The organism is Streptomyces sp. NPDC031132, from assembly GCF_055570595.1.
In genome coordinates this window covers 15,273-30,219 of the sequence record NZ_JBVIGX010000047.1, presented here as the reverse complement: position 1 = coordinate 30,219, position 14,947 = coordinate 15,273, and the positions used below count along the sequence as shown (strand labels likewise).

Below are 14,947 nucleotides of genomic sequence, written 5' to 3'. Positions count from 1 at the left end.
GTTCCCACCAGTACCCTCCCCCGTGACCGGTTCCTGCCCCCCACGGAGGAGCACCCATGCGACGTCCCACCGCTCGCCTGAGAACTGCCGTCGCCACCGGGGTGATCGCCCTCGGCGCCGCCCTGCTCTCCCCGCTCGCACCCGCGGCCGCTGCCGCCGATCCCGTGCCGCTTCCCATCGCCGACTACTGCGGCGGCCAGTGCGCGGACATCCTGCCGCCCGGCCAGAACGGCAACGCGACCCTCGCCCAGATCCTCCTGCACAAGGCGTTCGGCACGATGCCCGCCCACGCCTCCGACCAACTGGCCCGCTACGACGCGCTGGTGGCCGGCTATCCCGGCCTCACCGACGCCAAGGTCAACGACTTCTTCAACGACGCCTCCTTCGGCGTCCCCGCCGGCCAGGTCGAGTCGACCTCCAGCCCGCGCCCCGACGTCACCATCACCCGCGACAAGAAGACCGGCGTCCCCCACATCAAGGGCACCACCCGCTACGGCACTTCCTACGGCGCCGGCTTCGCCGCCGCCCAGGACCGGCTCTGGCAGATGGACCTCTTCCGCCACGTCGGCCGCGGCGACCTGACCCCGTTCGCGGGCGGCGCCCTCGCCAACCAGGGCCTGGAGCAGCAGTTCTGGCCGCAGGCCCCGTACACCGAGGCGGATCTCCAGGCCCAGGTGGACCGGATCCGCACCACCGAGGGCGACCGCGGCCGCCTCGCGATGGAGGACGCGCAGGCGTACGTGGACGGGATCAACGCCTACCGCGTCCAGTCGAAGAACGGCCGCTACTTCCCCGGCGAGTACGTCCTCACCGGCCACATCGACGCGATCACCAACGCCGGTGAGATACAGCCCTTCAAGATGACCGACCTGATCGCCCTCGCCTCCGTCGTCGGCGGCCTGTTCGGCGGCGGAGGCGGCGGCGAGGTGCAGGCCGCGCTCTCCCTGCTCTCCGCGCAGCAGAAGTACGGCCTCGAGGAGGGCACCCGGGTCTGGGAGTCCTTCCGGGAGCGCAACGACCCCGAGGCCGTGCTCACCGTCCACGACGGCACGAGCTTCCCGTACGCGCAGAAGCCCGCGAACCCGCAGGGCACCGCGCTCCCGGACCCCGGCTCGGTCACCGCCGAGCAGCTGGTCTACGACCGTACAGGCGCCGCGGCGACCGCGGCCGCCGCCAACCCGCCGAAGCCGGTCAAGCAGAGCATGTCCAACGCCCTGCTCGTCTCGGGGGCGAAGACCGCGAGCGGTCACCCCGTCGCCGTCTTCGGCCCGCAGACCGGCTACCTCGCGCCCCAACTCCTCATGCTCCAGGAGCTCCAGGGCCCCGGCATCAGCGCCCGCGGCGCCTCCTTCGCCGGCGTGAGCATGTACGTCCAGCTCGGCCGCGGCCAGGACTACGCCTGGAGCGCCACCTCCGCCGGGCAGGACATCACCGACACCTTCGCCGTCGAGCTGTGCGAGCCGGGCGGCGGCGCCCCGACCACGACCAGCGCCTCGTACCGGTACCGCGGCACCTGCGTCCCCATGGAGAAGCTGGAGCGCACCAACGCCTGGAAGTCCTCGGTGGCCGACCCGACGCCGAACGGCTCGTACCGGATGCAGGTCTGGCGGACGCACTACGGCATCGTCACCCACCGCGCCACCGTCGCGGGCAAGCCCGTGGCCTACACCGCGCTGCGCTCCACGTACCGCCACGAGGCCGACTCGATCATCGGCTTCCAGATGCTGAACGACCCCTCGTACGTCAAGGACGCCCGTACGTTCCAGCAGGCCGCCCAGCACATCGGCTACGCCTTCAACTGGTTCTACGCGGACGCGCACGAAGCGGCGTACTACAACAGCGGGTTGAACCCGGTCCGCCCGGCAGGGGTCGACGCCGCCCTCCCCGTGCACGCCCGGCAGCAGTACGAGTGGCAGGGCTTCGACCCGGCGGCCAACACCGCCGCCTACACCGCGCCCGCCGAACACCCGCAGTCCATCGGGCAGGACTACTACGTCAGTTGGAACAACAAGCAGGCCGAGGGTTACAGCGCGGCCGGCTTCGGGATGGGTTCCGTGCACCGCGGTGACCTCATCGACCAGCGTGTGAAACCGCTCGTCGCCGCTGGCGGGGTCACGCGGGCCAAGCTCACCCAGGCCATGGCGGACGCGGCCGTCACCGATCTGCGGGCCGAGAACCTGCTGCCCGAGCTGCTCGCGGTGCTGCGCAGCCGGCCGGTCACCGATCCGGCGGTGGCCGCGGCCGTCGACAAGCTGGCGGCGTGGCAGGCGGCGGGGACCGAGCGCAAGGAGACCGCGCAGGGCTCGAAGACGTACGCGCACGCAGATGCGATCCGGATCATGGACGCCTGGTGGCCGCTGCTGATCGAGGCCGAGTTCGAACCGGGGCTCGGGGCGCCGCTGTACGACGCGCTGCGCGCCTCCCTCACCGTCGACGAGGCGCCCAACGCGGGCCACGGGCCCACCGGTTCGCATGCCGGGTCGGCCTTCCAGTACGGCTGGTGGAGCTACGCGGACAAGGACCTGCGCACGGTGCTCGGGCGCCCGGTCGCCGGTCCGCTGGCCAAGGCGTACTGCGGCGACGGCTCGCTGTCGGCGTGCCGTGACGCCGTGGCGGCCACGCTCAGGCAGGCGGCCGCTGCCACCCCGGCGGCCGTGTACCCGGCCGACGGGACCTGCGCGGCCGGCAACCAGTGGTGCGCGGACGCGATCGTGCAGCGTCCGGTGGGTGGGCTGAGCCATCCGCAGATCAACTGGCAGAACCGGCCCACGTACCAGCAGGTGGTGGAGTTCCCGGCGCACCGCTGAGGTCCGGTCAGCCGCCCGTGTGGAAGGCCCGCCGGTCCCGGATCGCTCCGGGGCCGGCGGGCCTCCTCGTGCGCGGGCCGTCGTCCGTCAGGGGCCGACGGTGATCTGCTGCGCCGGGTCGGTCGTGTCGGTGACCTTGTACACGGCGTTGAAGACGGACGAGGTCGCGCTGGTCGGGCAGCCGAACCCGCCCGTGACCGTGACCGGCACGGAGGCGTTGGCGAAGGTCAGGCTCGGCGGTGCGCCGTTCGCCCAGGTCCCGGCGACGTTCGCCGGGGCGGAGGGGGCAGCGGTGACCGTACAGGTGGCCAGGCCGGACGTCTGCACGACGAGCCCGCCGACGGGGACGGTCATGGTGGCGGTGATCGGGGAGCCGTTCTGCATCGACACCGACCAGGAGCCGCTGGTGGTGACGGTCGGTGTCACCCCCCAGACGCTGGACGTGCAGGAGCTGTACGTCGGCGGCGAGATCGGCGACGAGACGGGCCCCGACGCGTTCTGGTTCCCGGGGGCGGCCGGGACCGTGCCGGTGGAGACGGAGACCGTACAAGTCACCGTGACCGAACCGGCCTTGAGGGTGGCCTTCCCGCTGAGGGTGGCCTTGAAGGAGTGTTGGGCCGGGGTGACGGTGGTCGACCCGGCCAGGGGGGAGGGCGCGGCGGTGGCGGTGACCGAAGCCACCGACAGCGCTCCGGCGGCGGCCAACCCGAGGACGAGCGCGGTACGCGTGCGGCTCATGGCTGTGCTCCTTGGGGATCGGGGTGCGCAGTGGTGCCGGTTGGGGTGGGGGACTGCGGGGGCGCGGTGCGCGGCTGCCAGGCGAACATCAGCCCGCCGCCGAGGATCCCGAGCAGGGTGCCGATCAGGAACCCGCCGAGGTTCGACAGGACGAGCGCGGCGGTCGCGATGAGCGTGGTGAGGACACCGGCGAGGCTGCGCTGCGCCGGCGAGAACCAGGCGGTGAGGCCGAGCACGATCATGACGATGCCCATCAGGACGGACGGGATGCCCGCGACGCCCTGCTGGAGCATCACCTTCAGCGGCGCCAGCGGCAGGGCGCAGATCTCGGCGCCGGCGAGGACGGCGAAGAGCCCTCCCCAGAACGGCCTGCCCCGGCGCCACCGCCGCCAGCGGCTCAGAAGCATTCCTTCTTGCCCTTGCTGATGTTCATGCCGAGCCCGGAGAGCTTGAAGGTGCCGGCGTTCGTGGCCCAGGCCGTCTGCTGCAGATCGGTGATGCTGACGGTGTCCGCCTGCTGGGCGAACAGGTCCTGCATGCCCACGGCTTCGGTCGGGCCCTTGTCGAGGGTCGAGGCGTCGCGGCCGATCTCGATGTTGGTGAAGACGGCGTTGCCGGAGAGCTGGGTGGCGTCGACGAACAGGTTGCTGGCCTCGACGGGGGTCTTCTTGCCCGCGGTGAGATTGAGCGAGATGTCGCCGACGACCGGGAGCGTGGTCACCACCGACTGGCAGAGGCTGTGGAGCTTGGCTTCCTTGATGGCGGTGACCGCCACCGGGATGAGCTCCTCGCGGGCGTTGACGTCGATGCTGCCGTACTGGGCGAAGCCCTCGCCCTCCAGGCTCGTCGCCGACACCTTGAACTGCTGGCCCGACACGGCGAAGGAGGCGGCGAGCGCGCCCTGCGCGAGGGCGATGCCGAGGCCCGCGGTCACGGCGATCGCGGGGACGGTGAGGACGGCGAAACGGCGCCAGCGGACGCGGCCGCCCTCGTCGTCTCTGCCGGGCGGGGCGGGGGAATCCGATAAATTGGGGGAATCTGCCATGAGATCGTCCCTTATTTCGGCTGTGCACCGTTGTTACCGACGAGTTGAATGTAAGAGTGCCAATGGGGGTTGGCAAGGTTGTTCGACCGTACCTTTTCGGCCGACTCCTACTGATCGGTTACTGCTTCTTCCGCCTCCTTGTGCGCCTCCTTGCGCAGCAGTTCGGCGACCTCCGCCTCCATCCGCCGGGCCATCGCCCGGGCGAACTCCGCGGCCACGACCTCGCCCGCCACGGGACGCAGCGCCCCCGCCGCGTCCGAGATGTGATCCAGTTGGCTGGCCGAAAGCCGCTCCAGCCCGTCCGGGCCGATCACATGCCGCCGGAACAGTCCGACGAACCGGTCGGCGAGCGCGGTCGCCTGCGTCTGTACGAAGTCCCCCGCATCGAGGATCTCCGCCAGCGGCACGCCCTGGCGTACGAGCGTGAGCGTCGCCTCCAGCAGCCGCCGGCTCCGGTGCGTGACCCGGTCGCCCTCGATGCGTACGTACCCGAGCTGCGCGGCCCGCCGGGTGTCCTCGGCCGTCGCCGCCGGGCCGAACAGCTCGCGCAGTTCGGCCAGGGTCATGGTGACCGGGTCCTCCTGGACCCAGTCCCGGGTCATCGCCCGCTCCAGACCCAGGAGTTGGGACAGGCCGCCGCCCGCCTCCCAGGCGTGCAGCAGCTCGGCGATGCCGTTGACGCTGTACCCGCGCCCCAGCAGATCGCTGATCAGCCGCAGCCGGGTCAGGTGGTCCGCGGAGTACCAGGCGATCCGGCCCTCGCGGCGCGGCGCCGGGAGCAGCCCGCGCTCCTGGTAGTAGCGCAGGTTGCGCACCTTGACGCCGGCCGCCCGGGCCAGGTCCTCGCGGCGGTAGCGCTCGCCGCCGGATCTGTCGCCTGCACGGCCGCTCGCGCCGCCGCGTGCACGGTCGTCCGTACCGCCGCCTGCACGGTCGTCCGTACCGTCGTGCGCACGGGCGTCCGTGCCGTCGTCCGTGCCGTCTTGTCGCACCAGGCTGCTCACGCGGCCGAGTGTAGGACGTACCGCGGGATGTACCGACGGGTATACCAGCAGGTCACATGGGGCGCGGCCGCATCTCCTGCTTGACCGCCCGCAGTACGACGAACTTCGGCTCGCTCGCGACGACTTCGCTGTTGCCGAAGAGGCGGCGCAGATGCGTGTGGTAGCCCATGTGGCGGTTGGCGATCACCCACAGCTCGCCGCCCGGACGCAGCACCTTGCGCGACTGCGCGAACATGCGCAGCGCCGTCGCGTCCGTCGTCGCCTGGTGGGAGTGGAAGGGCGGGTTGCACAGCACGAGGTCCACCGAGGCCGGGTCCAGCATGGCGACGCCGTCACCGACGAGGAAGTCGGCCCGCTCGCGCTCGTGCTGGACGTTGGCGCGGAACGTGGCCTTGGCCGAGGCGACGGCCTGGTACGACTCGTCGGTGAACACGATCTCGGCCTTCGGGTCCGCGACCGCGACCGCCGTGCCGACGATGCCGTTGCCGCAGCCGAGGTCCACGACCCGGGCGCCGTTCGTGTTGTTCGGGATGCTCTGGAGGAAGAAGCGGGTGCCGACGTCGAGCCGGTCCGCGCAGAAGATCCCGGCATGGTTGACGGCGGTCAGGCCCGAGCCCGAGCCCGCCTCCGCGTCCAGCGTGTACGTCAACGGCCACGGGTCGACGGTCCGCGTCGACGTGGCGCCGGGCGTGCAGAAGATCAGGCGGGCCTTCTTCTCGGCGAGCGAGGTCTTCGTCGGGCCGAGGATGCGTTCGAAGAGCTTCAGCGTGGAGGTGTGGATCTCCTTGACCATGCCCGTGCCCACGATGACGGTGCCCGCGTGCACGTGCGGGGCCAGCCGGTACAGCTGGTCCTCGAGCAGCGCCAGGCTCTTCGGCACCCGGACGAGCAGTACGTCGATCCGCTCGGGCGGTGCGTCCTGCGTGGTCAGCAGCCGCACCGTGGTCTTGGCGGTGCCGATCCCCGCGCGGTCCAGGTTGGCCGCGGTACCGGCCCGGGTGAGGTAGGAGTCGGTGATCTGCGTCGGTCGGTACGCGGCGAGTGCCGTCGTCAGCGCACCCCAGCGGTCCCCGAGGACGGTGATCTGCCCGGCGCCGGCCAGGTCCACGGGGCCGTGTTCCCCCGTACCGGAGTCGAGGTGGCGCAGCAGGTACTCGTCGGCGGCGTCCCAGGCGCGCAGCTGGTCGCGCGGGTCTTCGGGGAAGCGGGTGAGCTCGTAGGAGCCGAAAGGCGTGGTCAGACGGTTCATCGTGTCCCCAGGCTAACCGAGGCGGCCGCCCGGCCCCGCATGCACGGGGCCGGTGGGTGCGCCAGCCGGTGCGCGGTGGGTGCGCTACTCGGGGAAGTCGCCGGCCATGGCGGCGGCCATCCGCAGGTGGGGGCGGGCCTCCGTGGCCCGGCCCTGGCGCTCCAGCGTCCGGCCGAGCATCAGCTGCGCGTAGTCCTCCACGGGCCAGCGCTCCAGGATGGCGCGGAGCTCGTGCTCGGCGCGGGAGAGCTGGGCGGAGTGGTAGTAGGCGCGGGCCAGCAGCAGCCGGGGCGCCAGCTGCTCGGGGGCCTCGTCGGCCAGTGCGGCCAGGACGTGTGCCGCCGTCGCGTACTCCTTCGCGTCGAAGAAGAGCCGGGCCCGGTCCCAGCGCTCGGCTGCCGTCCCGTGCTCGAAATACGTCGTCGGCGCGTTCATCGCGTCCCTTCCGCCGTTCAGGTGGTGCGTCCGCCCCCTCCAACACGTGACGGCAGCCGGACATTCCACCGAACGCGGCGCCGGTGGCGGTACTAAGTTGTGCGGTATGAGCAATCTCGATCGCCAGCCCGCTCTCTCCGCCTGCGGCGGCCGCGGCTTCGTCGTGGCCGAACCCGTGCGCGAGCTCCTCAGCCCGCGCACGGTCAAGCTCGGGGAATCCACCGAGGTCCGCCGACTCCTGCCCAACCTGGGACGCCGCATGGTGGGCGCCTGGTGCTTCGTCGACCACTACGGCCCGGACGACATCGCCGGCGAGCCCGGCATGCAGGTCGCCCCGCACCCGCACTCCGGGCTCCAGACCGTGAGCTGGCTGCACGACGGCGAGGTGCTGCACCGCGACAGCGTGGGCAGCCTCGAGACGATCCGCCCGCGCGAGCTCGGCCTGATGACCTCGGGCCGCGGCATCAGCCACTCCGAGGAGAGCCCCCGCCCGCACGGCCGCCTCCTGCACGGGGCCCAGCTGTGGGTGGCCCTCCCGGAGGACCACCGGAACGTGGAGCCCCATTTCCAGCACCACGCGGAGCTCCCGCAGGTGACCGCCCCGGGCCTGACCGCGACGGTCATCCTGGGCACCTTGGACACGGCGACCTCGCCGGGCACGGCGTACAGCCCGATCGTCGGCGCGGACCTCGCCCTCGCGGCGGGCACCGAGACCCGGCTCCCGCTGAACCCGGACTTCGAGTACGCGGTCCTGTCGATGTCGGGCGAGGCCCACGTCGACGGCGTCCCGGTCCTCCCGGGCTCGATGCTCTACCTCGGCTGCGGCCGCACGGAACTCCCCCTGCGCGCGACCTCGGACGCCGGCCTGATGCTGCTGGGCGGCGAGCCGTTCGAGGAGGAGATCGTGATGTTCTGGAACTGGATCGGCCGCAGCCAGGCGGACATCGAGGAGTTCCGCGAGGACTGGATGACCGGCAACCGCTACGGCGAGGTAAAAGGCTACGACGGCCCCCCGATCCCCGCACCGGCCCTCCCTCCGACCCCCCTGAAGCCCCGAGGTCGTGTGCGCTGAACTGCGGTTTCATGCGTACGGCCGCTCCATCGACAGCCGGGTCGCTCCCCGCGGGAACGATCCGCCACCGGGGAGCGGCCGACCCGTTTTGCGGGCGTCGGCGAGGCGTCGTCGTTTTGTACCGAGCAAACCCACCGTTTGTGGGGGCTGTGGCGGTACAGACGTCGACGGCCGGGATGGAGTGGCGCCCCGGCGGCGGACCACGGGTGCGCCGACTTGGGCCGGATGCGTGCAGTGGCGTGCTGCCGTGCTCAACCGGGACAAGTACGCCCGGGGCGCGGGGCTCCGCCGTCCGACGCCGTCCCCTTCCCGACCTTCGTTCCGGGTGAGCCGTGGCGTGCGGCTCTCACCGGGTGACGCAGGCTCCGGGCCTGAGTCCTGCCTGACGCTGACACGGGGTCTCCGGTTCCTGACGTGACGTCCCTGCATCCGCGCGTGGGCCCGGCTCTGCCGCTGAGCCGGCGGCACCCCGTGTTCGCCGGACTGGCCCGACAGCGTTCGGGTGCGGCCCGGGCCCGGGCGACGTGCGAGGGGAGCGCCCACGCGATGACCGTCATCACCCAGGAGGGTGACATGCTTCGGGTGTGTCCCCTGGGGCTCGGTCACCTGGGTCGGCGTGGACGACTTCATCAACGGCTACATGGGCAAGGCTTACACCAGTGATTTCCCCAACGCGCACAGCGCCCCTCTTCCGTGGCAGCAGGGGCGGTGCGGCGATCGCGGCGGCCGCGCTCCTCGCTCTCGCCACGGCCTGCGGCTCCGGCACCGACGGGCAGGCCGGAGGTTCCACGAGCCGCCCGGTGAAGGACACCAGCATCACTGCCGAGCCGGGCGAGCGCTTCACGCTCACCGTCGGTCAGAACGCCTCCACCCGCGAGTACTGGTACCTGGTCGGCCCCGAGCCCGACAGCTCCGTCCTCGTCAGCCGCGGCCAGGTCCACGCGTCGGACTCCGGCGGCGAAGAGGCGGCCGGCGGCGGCGGCCGGCTCACCTTCACCTTCGAGGCCAAGGGCAAGGGGACCACCCGGTTCACGCTGTTGCACTGCACGTTCACCACCTGCCAGGGCAACACCTCCACCCTGCCCCCCGAGACGACCGGGCCTTCCGCCACCCCGGCCACAGGGGCGACCACCCCCTCCCAGGCGCCCGAGCGCATCACCTACACCGTCACCGTCAACTGAGCCACAGCCGCGGTTCGGATCCTCTGGCCCCTCCCGTTCACCTGGGAGAGGCCCGTGGCCGACGCCCGACCACAGCCGGCCGGACGGCACCTTCGGCACCGACGCCCGGGCGTTGCCGACGCAGGTGTCGCTGCCCAAGCTGGACACGACATGGCTCGAGGACCTCACCGCCCTCGGATACCCGCCGGAGTGGATCGACACCGTCGTGTGCACCCACTTGCACTTCGACCACATCGGATGGAACACGCGCCTGGTGGAGGGAAAGCGGGTGCCGTCGTTCCGGCGGGCGCGCCACCTCGTCACGCGGGTGGAATGGGATCACTGGACCGGTGAACCGGATGCCGACCTCCGCGACACGATGCAGCCCCTGGTCGACGAAGGCCTCGTCGACTCCGTCGAAGCTGATCACCAGGTGGGCGACGGGGTGCGCCGGGAACCCGCCCCCGGGCACACTCCCGGGCAGGTCGACGTCGTAGCGGAGTCCGGGGAGGAGAGCGCGGTGCTCACCGGTGACCTCGTGCACCATCCCGTGCAGTTCATCGAACCCGACGTACCGAGCTTCTTCGACACCGACGCGAAGGCCTCCTCCAGCGCGGCGCGGACGGGACCGTGCGGTGCGTCGCCGACCGGCTACGCTGAACCGTGGATTTCCGGCAGTTGGAGTACTTCCTCGCCATCGTGGATCACGGCGGCTTCAACCGTGCGGCCTCGGCGCTCTACGTCTCGCAGCCGTCGCTGTCGCAGGCCATCCGGGGGCTGGAGCGGGACCTGGGCAGCAGCCTGTTCCACCGGGTGGGGAGGAAGGCGGTTCTGACCGAGGCCGGAAGCGCACTGGTTTCGCCGGCACGCGCAGCGCTGAACGGCCTGGAGCTGGCCAGGGCCAGCGTCGGCGCCGTCCGTGAACTGCGTTCCGGACGGCTGGACATCGCCGCGATGGCCTCACCCTCGGTCGAGCCCCTCAGCACCATGGTCCAGCAGTTCACCGACCGCCATCCGGCGGTTTCGCTCAGGCTGCGCATCGCCCTGACCTGTGCGGACGTGGTCGAGATGGTGCGTACGGGAGCATGCGAACTCGGGCTGCTGACCACCTCGTCACCGCTGGCGAGTCCGGAGGTCGTCCAGCACCACGTCGGGGACCACCGGCTCGTCCTGGTCACGCCCCCGGACGGCCCGTTCCCGGCCGGGCGGCCGGTACAGCGAGAACAGCTCGCAGGGCAGCGGCTGATCGTGGGGCAGCGGGGGACGGGCATCCGCAGCTACGTCGACGACCTGAAGGCGCAGGGGGTCGACCTCCGCATCGCGGTGGAGACCGAGCACCGCATGGCCTTCCTGCCCCTCGTGCTGAAGGGCGTGGGCCTGGCGGTGGTGACGGAATCGTGGGCCGAGCTTTCCCGACGGGCGGGAGCCCTCGTCCTCGACCTGGAGCCGCCCGCCGTTCAGCACAACGTCCTGGTGCGTCGCAAGGGGGAGCAGACGCCGGCGGCCCGTGAGTTCCTGGACATCGCAGCCGGCGCCCGAGTCGACTCATAGGAGTCGCCTATGAGGGACATCGGCGATACGTGTTGGACCCGGGCGATGTCCGCTTGCTGGAATTCGAGGCATGACGAACCACAGCATCGCCCTCATCCCCGGTGACGGCATCGGCACCGAAGTCCTGCCCGCGGCACGCGAGGTGCTCGACGCCATCGGGCAGCGCTACGCGATCACGTTCACCTATGAGCAGTTCGACTGGTCCTGCGAGCGCTACCTCCGCTCCGGCTCGATGATGCCCGAAGACGGGCTGGAGCAGCTCCGCCGCCATGACGCGATCCTCCTCGGCGCCGTCGGCTACCCGGGCGTGCCCGACCACGTCTCCCTGTGGGGGCTGCTCATCCCGATCCGCAGGGCCTTCAACCAGTACGTGAACCTCCGGCCGATCCGGGTGTTCGACGGCCTTCCCAGCCCGGTGCGCGGGGCCACGTCCGGTGACGTCGACTTCGTGGTCGTACGGGAGAACACCGAAGGCGAGTACAGCGAGATCGGCGGCCGGATGAACCGCGGCGGCCCCGATGAAATGGCCGTCCAGCAAGCCGTGTTCACGCGGGCAGGAGTGACCAGGGTCGTGGACTATGCCTTCGGCCTCGCCGAGCGACGCGGCGGGCGCCTCACCTCGGCGACGAAGTCCAACGGCATCGTGCACACGATGCCGTTCTGGGACGAGCTGGTGGCCGAGCGGTCGGCACACCACCCGTCGGTCGACTGGGACCAGGAGCACATCGACGCGCTCGCCGCCAAGTTCGTCCTCGACCCGGCCCGCTTCGACGTCGTCGTCGCGTCCAACCTCTTCGGGGACATCCTCAGCGACCTGGCGGCGGCGGTGGCCGGCGGCATCGGCATCGCGCCGTCCGCCAACCTCAACCCGCAGGGCGATCACCCCTCCATGTTCGAGCCGGTCCACGGCTCGGCCCCGGACATCGCCGGGCAGGGCATCGCCAACCCGATCGGGGCGATCTGGTCCGCCGCGATGATGCTCGACCACCTCGGGCAGGCCGAGGCCGCGGCGGACGTCACCGGCGCCATCGCCCGTGTCCTGGCCACCACATCGGTGCGGACGCGGGACCTCGCGGGTTCCGCGTCCACCGCCGAATTCACCTCCGCCGTGCTTCAACACCTCTGAGAGCCGCAGGCGGAGCCCGCCCCGCCCCGCTCCACCCGGGTCGGCGGAGTAGCCCGATTTCCACCCTCCACCGTAGATCCACACCACGACCGGCAGTCGGTCACCGGCGCCGCCCGGCGTCCATACGTTGACGCTGAGGCAGTCCAGGCAGTCCAGGCAGTCCAGGCAGTCCTCCGGCCGCCAGCCCGCGGGCATTCCCGGGACCAGGGGCAGCTGCGGGGGAGCGACGCCGAAGGAGTCGCCGGACGGACGCCGCCCCAGGCCGGGACCGGGACCGGGAAGCGTAGGGGTCCTTCCGGCGGGAGGGCATGGGGAATGCCCACGTGGAGGTACTGGCCCCGAGTACGAGCCATGCGCTGCTGCTGCGCGAGGGCCGCGTCCATGCGACGGGCCCGGTCGCCGCCGTCCTGACCGGCGGCTTGCTCACCACGTGCGTCGGCCGCCCGATCGAGGTCAACCAACATGACGGCCGCTGGGCGGCCCGGTCCGGCCGCGGCAACGGCCACTGAGCGCTGCTGACCGCCGACCGGCCCCCCATCAGTGAGGGGCGCCCGGCGAGGGGACGGACCGCGGGTCGCCGGGTCTCCCCTGGCGGACGATACTGAAGGTCACGGTGCGTGGAGGCGACATGCGTGAACCGGAGCATCGCGGCCCGAGGTCGGCCTCGGCGCTTTTCGGCGACACGGGAGCGGTCGTCCTGGACGGCGAAGGCGTGGTCATCGCCCGTTCGGAGTGGGCCGCGACGCTGCTGGAATGCCCGCCGGGTCGGACCTGTGCGCCCTTGCTGCGGATGCTGTCGCGAGCCGGAACGGATGCGGGACCGGTCGGTCATCCGGTGACCATTCCGGATGGCGGTCATGCGGGTCAAAAGGTCCCTCTGGCCTGCAAGCTGGTCCCGCTTGCGGCTCGCACTCCCGGTGATGGAGGCGCTGAAGCGCAGTGGCTCGTCCTGGTCGCCCCGGCGGAATCCGCGGTGGAGGCAGCCGAGCGAGAGGCGTGGAGACGCCGGACGGGGCTCTCCCAGGCCGCCGCCGCGGGCATCGGCACCTCCCTGGACGTGACCGAGACCGCCGAGACCCTGGTGAACCTCCTCGTCCCTGATTTCGCCGACCTGGCGACCGTGGACATCGCCGAGAAGGTGCTGGTGGGCGACGAGCCCCCGCACCTCGACAGCAGCGGCGACGTCCGCCTGCGCCGGACCGCCGCCGCGCAGAGCCCGGAGATCTCCGCCGAGGACCTCTTGGCGGTGGGAGAGGCGCTACCTCCCGTGACGGACAGTTCGTTGATGCGTCCCCTCATGCAGGGGCTGCCCGTGCTGGTGCCGGACGTCGCCATCCTGCACGCGAAGCTCGGCGTGGATCCGGAGACCCTGCCGTTGTTCGTCCCGAGCGGCGCCCACTCCTCCATCGCGGTGCCGCTCTACGCGCGGGGGCTGATCCTCGGCTGCGTCACCGTCTGGCGCAGTCAGTTGCCTTCCGCGTTCGTCGAGGAGGACGCCGCCCTGTTGCAGGACGTCGTCTCCAGGGCCGCACTCGGCGTGGACAACGCCCGCCGCTACACCAAGGAACACCGCTCGGCGGTGGCCCTGCAGCGAAGCCTGCTGCCGCACTCCGCCCTGAACGTGGCCGCCGCGGACACGGCGGGGGTGTACCAGCCGGCGGGCGGCGGTGTAGGGGTCGGCGGGGACTGGTTCGACGTGATCCCCTTGTCGTCGCTGCGTGTGGCCTTCGTCGTCGGGGACGTCGTCGGACACGGACTCGAAGCCACCGCGGCCATGGCGCGCCTGCGGACCGCGGTGCAGACCCTCGCCGACCTCGACCTGGATCCGGGCGAGCTCCTCACGCATCTCGACGACCTGGTGCTCGGCTTCTCCGACGAGCAGACGGCCGGCGAGTCCGGTTCCGTGCGATCCGAGCGTTCCGAGCCCGCGGTGCTGGGAGCGACGTGCCTGTACGCCGTGTACGACCCGGTGACGGGGCAGTGCGCCGCTGCCGCCGCGGGACATCCGCCGCCGGTCCTTCTGCCGCCGGATGGGGAGCCGGTCTTCCTCGGGGTGACGCCGGGACCACCGCTGGGGGTGGGCGGAGTGCCTTTCGAAGTAATGGAGTTCGGCGTGCAGCCCGGCAGTTTGCTTGCGCTCTTCACGGACGGACTCGTGGAGAGCCGAGGCGGCGACATCGAGGAGGGGATGGACAGGCTGAGGGGCTCGCTCATCGGAGCCGCGCCGAGGCTTCCCCTCGACGAGATCGGCCGGAGCGTTTTCGACGAAGTGCGGCCTCAAGAGCCCGTCGACGATGCCGCCTTGCTGCTCGCCCGTATCCACGCCCTCTCTTCCCATCAGGTCGCCGAGTGGGAACTCGAACCCGACCTGTCCCTCGTCGCTCAGGCCCGCGAGCTGGTGGTGGGCCGGCTGTCCGACTGGCAGTTGGACGAACTGGGCTTCGTGACCGAGCTCGTCGTCAGCGAGCTCGTCACGAACGCGATCCGCTATGCAGGCGGGCCGGTCGGGCTCCGGCTGATCCGCGACCGAGAGGTGCTCGTCTGCGAGGTGTCCGACCCCAGTGGCACTCAGCCACGCCTGCGTCGTGCACGGGAGACGGACGAGGGCGGGCGGGGCTTGTTCCTCGTGGCCCAGCTCACCGACCGCTGGGGCTGCCGCTTCAGCAGCACCGGCAAGACCATTTGGACGGAGCAGCCCCTAGGCAGGTCCCTCGTCTGAGGTGCCCTCGCGGCTTCCGGCCCGAGGTCACCAACCGTTCC

At 71.5% G+C, this 14,947-nt stretch carries 13 protein-coding genes and 1 pseudogene; 8 read left to right on the top strand and 6 right to left on the bottom strand.

What is annotated here, in order from left to right; genetic code table 11:
* Window positions 1–56: 56 nt before the first annotated feature.
* Entirely contained in the window at window positions 57–2,807 is a 2,751-nt protein-coding gene (locus ACZ49B_RS35810) for a penicillin acylase family protein (protein ID WP_468314569.1), read from the top strand.
* Window positions 2,808–2,894: 87 nt separating this feature from the next.
* Here the strand turns inward: ACZ49B_RS35810 and ACZ49B_RS35805 are convergent, their stop codons facing one another.
* The 6 genes from ACZ49B_RS35805 to ACZ49B_RS35780 all read right to left on the bottom strand — a co-directional run bounded on the left by ACZ49B_RS35805 (window position 2,895) and on the right by ACZ49B_RS35780 (window position 7,278).
* Window positions 2,895–3,545 (bottom strand): hypothetical protein, encoded by a 651-nt coding sequence (locus ACZ49B_RS35805; protein ID WP_468314566.1) that lies wholly within the window; start codon window positions 3,543–3,545, stop codon window positions 2,895–2,897.
* Window positions 3,542–3,952, bottom strand: coding sequence for a DUF6114 domain-containing protein (locus ACZ49B_RS35800; RefSeq protein WP_468314563.1), 411 nt, complete (start codon window positions 3,950–3,952; stop codon window positions 3,542–3,544). The genes ACZ49B_RS35805 and ACZ49B_RS35800 overlap by 4 nt, the downstream gene beginning before the upstream one ends.
* Window positions 3,943–4,590, bottom strand: coding sequence for a DUF6230 family protein (locus ACZ49B_RS35795; RefSeq protein WP_468314560.1), 648 nt, complete (start codon window positions 4,588–4,590; stop codon window positions 3,943–3,945). Before ACZ49B_RS35795 ends, ACZ49B_RS35800 begins: the two co-directional genes overlap by 10 nt.
* Window positions 4,591–4,697: 107 nt before the next feature.
* Window positions 4,698–5,594 carry a MerR family transcriptional regulator gene (locus ACZ49B_RS35790; protein ID WP_468314557.1) on the bottom strand — a complete coding sequence of 299 codons (897 nt, stop codon included), beginning with the start codon at window positions 5,592–5,594 and terminating at the stop codon, window positions 4,698–4,700.
* 52 nt (window positions 5,595–5,646) lie between these two features.
* Window positions 5,647–6,834 (bottom strand): methyltransferase, encoded by a 1,188-nt coding sequence (locus tag ACZ49B_RS35785; RefSeq protein WP_468314614.1) that lies wholly within the window; start codon window positions 6,832–6,834, stop codon window positions 5,647–5,649.
* A gap of 93 nt (window positions 6,835–6,927) precedes the next feature.
* Entirely contained in the window at window positions 6,928–7,278 is a 351-nt protein-coding gene (locus ACZ49B_RS35780; protein WP_468314554.1) for a tetratricopeptide repeat protein, read from the bottom strand.
* Window positions 7,279–7,384: 106 nt separating this feature from the next.
* Here ACZ49B_RS35780 and ACZ49B_RS35775 point away from each other — a divergent pair, with 106 nt between their 5' ends.
* The 7 genes and pseudogenes from ACZ49B_RS35775 (at window position 7,385) to ACZ49B_RS35745 (ending at window position 14,906) form a co-directional block, all read left to right on the top strand.
* Window positions 7,385–8,350, top strand: a complete 966-nt coding sequence (locus tag ACZ49B_RS35775; protein ID WP_468314551.1) for a pirin family protein — start codon at window positions 7,385–7,387, stop codon at window positions 8,348–8,350.
* A 659-nt stretch (window positions 8,351–9,009) separates the two neighbouring features.
* A complete protein-coding gene (locus ACZ49B_RS35770) occupies window positions 9,010–9,531 on the top strand; it encodes a protease inhibitor I42 family protein (RefSeq protein WP_468314548.1) in 522 nt (173 codons plus the stop codon).
* 124 nt (window positions 9,532–9,655) lie between these two features.
* Window positions 9,656–10,069, top strand: a pseudogene (locus ACZ49B_RS35765) (MBL fold metallo-hydrolase); the annotation flags it as partial.
* 104 nt (window positions 10,070–10,173) lie between these two features.
* A complete protein-coding gene (locus tag ACZ49B_RS35760; protein ID WP_468314545.1) occupies window positions 10,174–11,061 on the top strand; it encodes a LysR family transcriptional regulator in 888 nt (295 codons plus the stop codon).
* 70 nt (window positions 11,062–11,131) lie between these two features.
* Window positions 11,132–12,187, top strand: coding sequence for a tartrate dehydrogenase (locus ACZ49B_RS35755; RefSeq protein WP_468314542.1), 1,056 nt, complete (start codon window positions 11,132–11,134; stop codon window positions 12,185–12,187).
* A 308-nt stretch (window positions 12,188–12,495) separates the two neighbouring features.
* Window positions 12,496–12,696, top strand: coding sequence for a hypothetical protein (locus ACZ49B_RS35750; protein ID WP_468314540.1), 201 nt, complete (start codon window positions 12,496–12,498; stop codon window positions 12,694–12,696).
* Window positions 12,697–13,160: 464 nt separating this feature from the next.
* Window positions 13,161–14,906, top strand: coding sequence for a SpoIIE family protein phosphatase (locus tag ACZ49B_RS35745; protein ID WP_468314537.1), 1,746 nt, complete (start codon window positions 13,161–13,163; stop codon window positions 14,904–14,906).
* The last annotated feature ends 41 nt before the right edge of the window (window positions 14,907–14,947 follow it).

What these genes read in the sequence shown, in the direction of transcription:
- ACZ49B_RS35795 (WP_468314560.1), bottom strand. Translation starts at nt 4,590, where the DNA reads ATGGCAGATTCCCCCAATTTATCGGATTCCCCCGCCCCGCCCGGCAGA.
- ACZ49B_RS35810 (WP_468314569.1), top strand. Translation starts at nt 57, where the DNA reads ATGCGACGTCCCACCGCTCGCCTGAGAACTGCCGTCGCCACCGGGGTG.
- ACZ49B_RS35750 (WP_468314540.1), top strand. Translation starts at nt 12,496, where the DNA reads ATGGGGAATGCCCACGTGGAGGTACTGGCCCCGAGTACGAGCCATGCG.
- ACZ49B_RS35775 (WP_468314551.1), top strand. Translation starts at nt 7,385, where the DNA reads ATGAGCAATCTCGATCGCCAGCCCGCTCTCTCCGCCTGCGGCGGCCGC.
- ACZ49B_RS35755 (WP_468314542.1), top strand. Translation starts at nt 11,132, where the DNA reads ATGACGAACCACAGCATCGCCCTCATCCCCGGTGACGGCATCGGCACC.
- ACZ49B_RS35805 (WP_468314566.1), bottom strand. Translation starts at nt 3,545, where the DNA reads ATGAGCCGCACGCGTACCGCGCTCGTCCTCGGGTTGGCCGCCGCCGGA.
- ACZ49B_RS35800 (WP_468314563.1), bottom strand. Translation starts at nt 3,952, where the DNA reads ATGCTTCTGAGCCGCTGGCGGCGGTGGCGCCGGGGCAGGCCGTTCTGG.
- ACZ49B_RS35780 (WP_468314554.1), bottom strand. Translation starts at nt 7,278, where the DNA reads ATGAACGCGCCGACGACGTATTTCGAGCACGGGACGGCAGCCGAGCGC.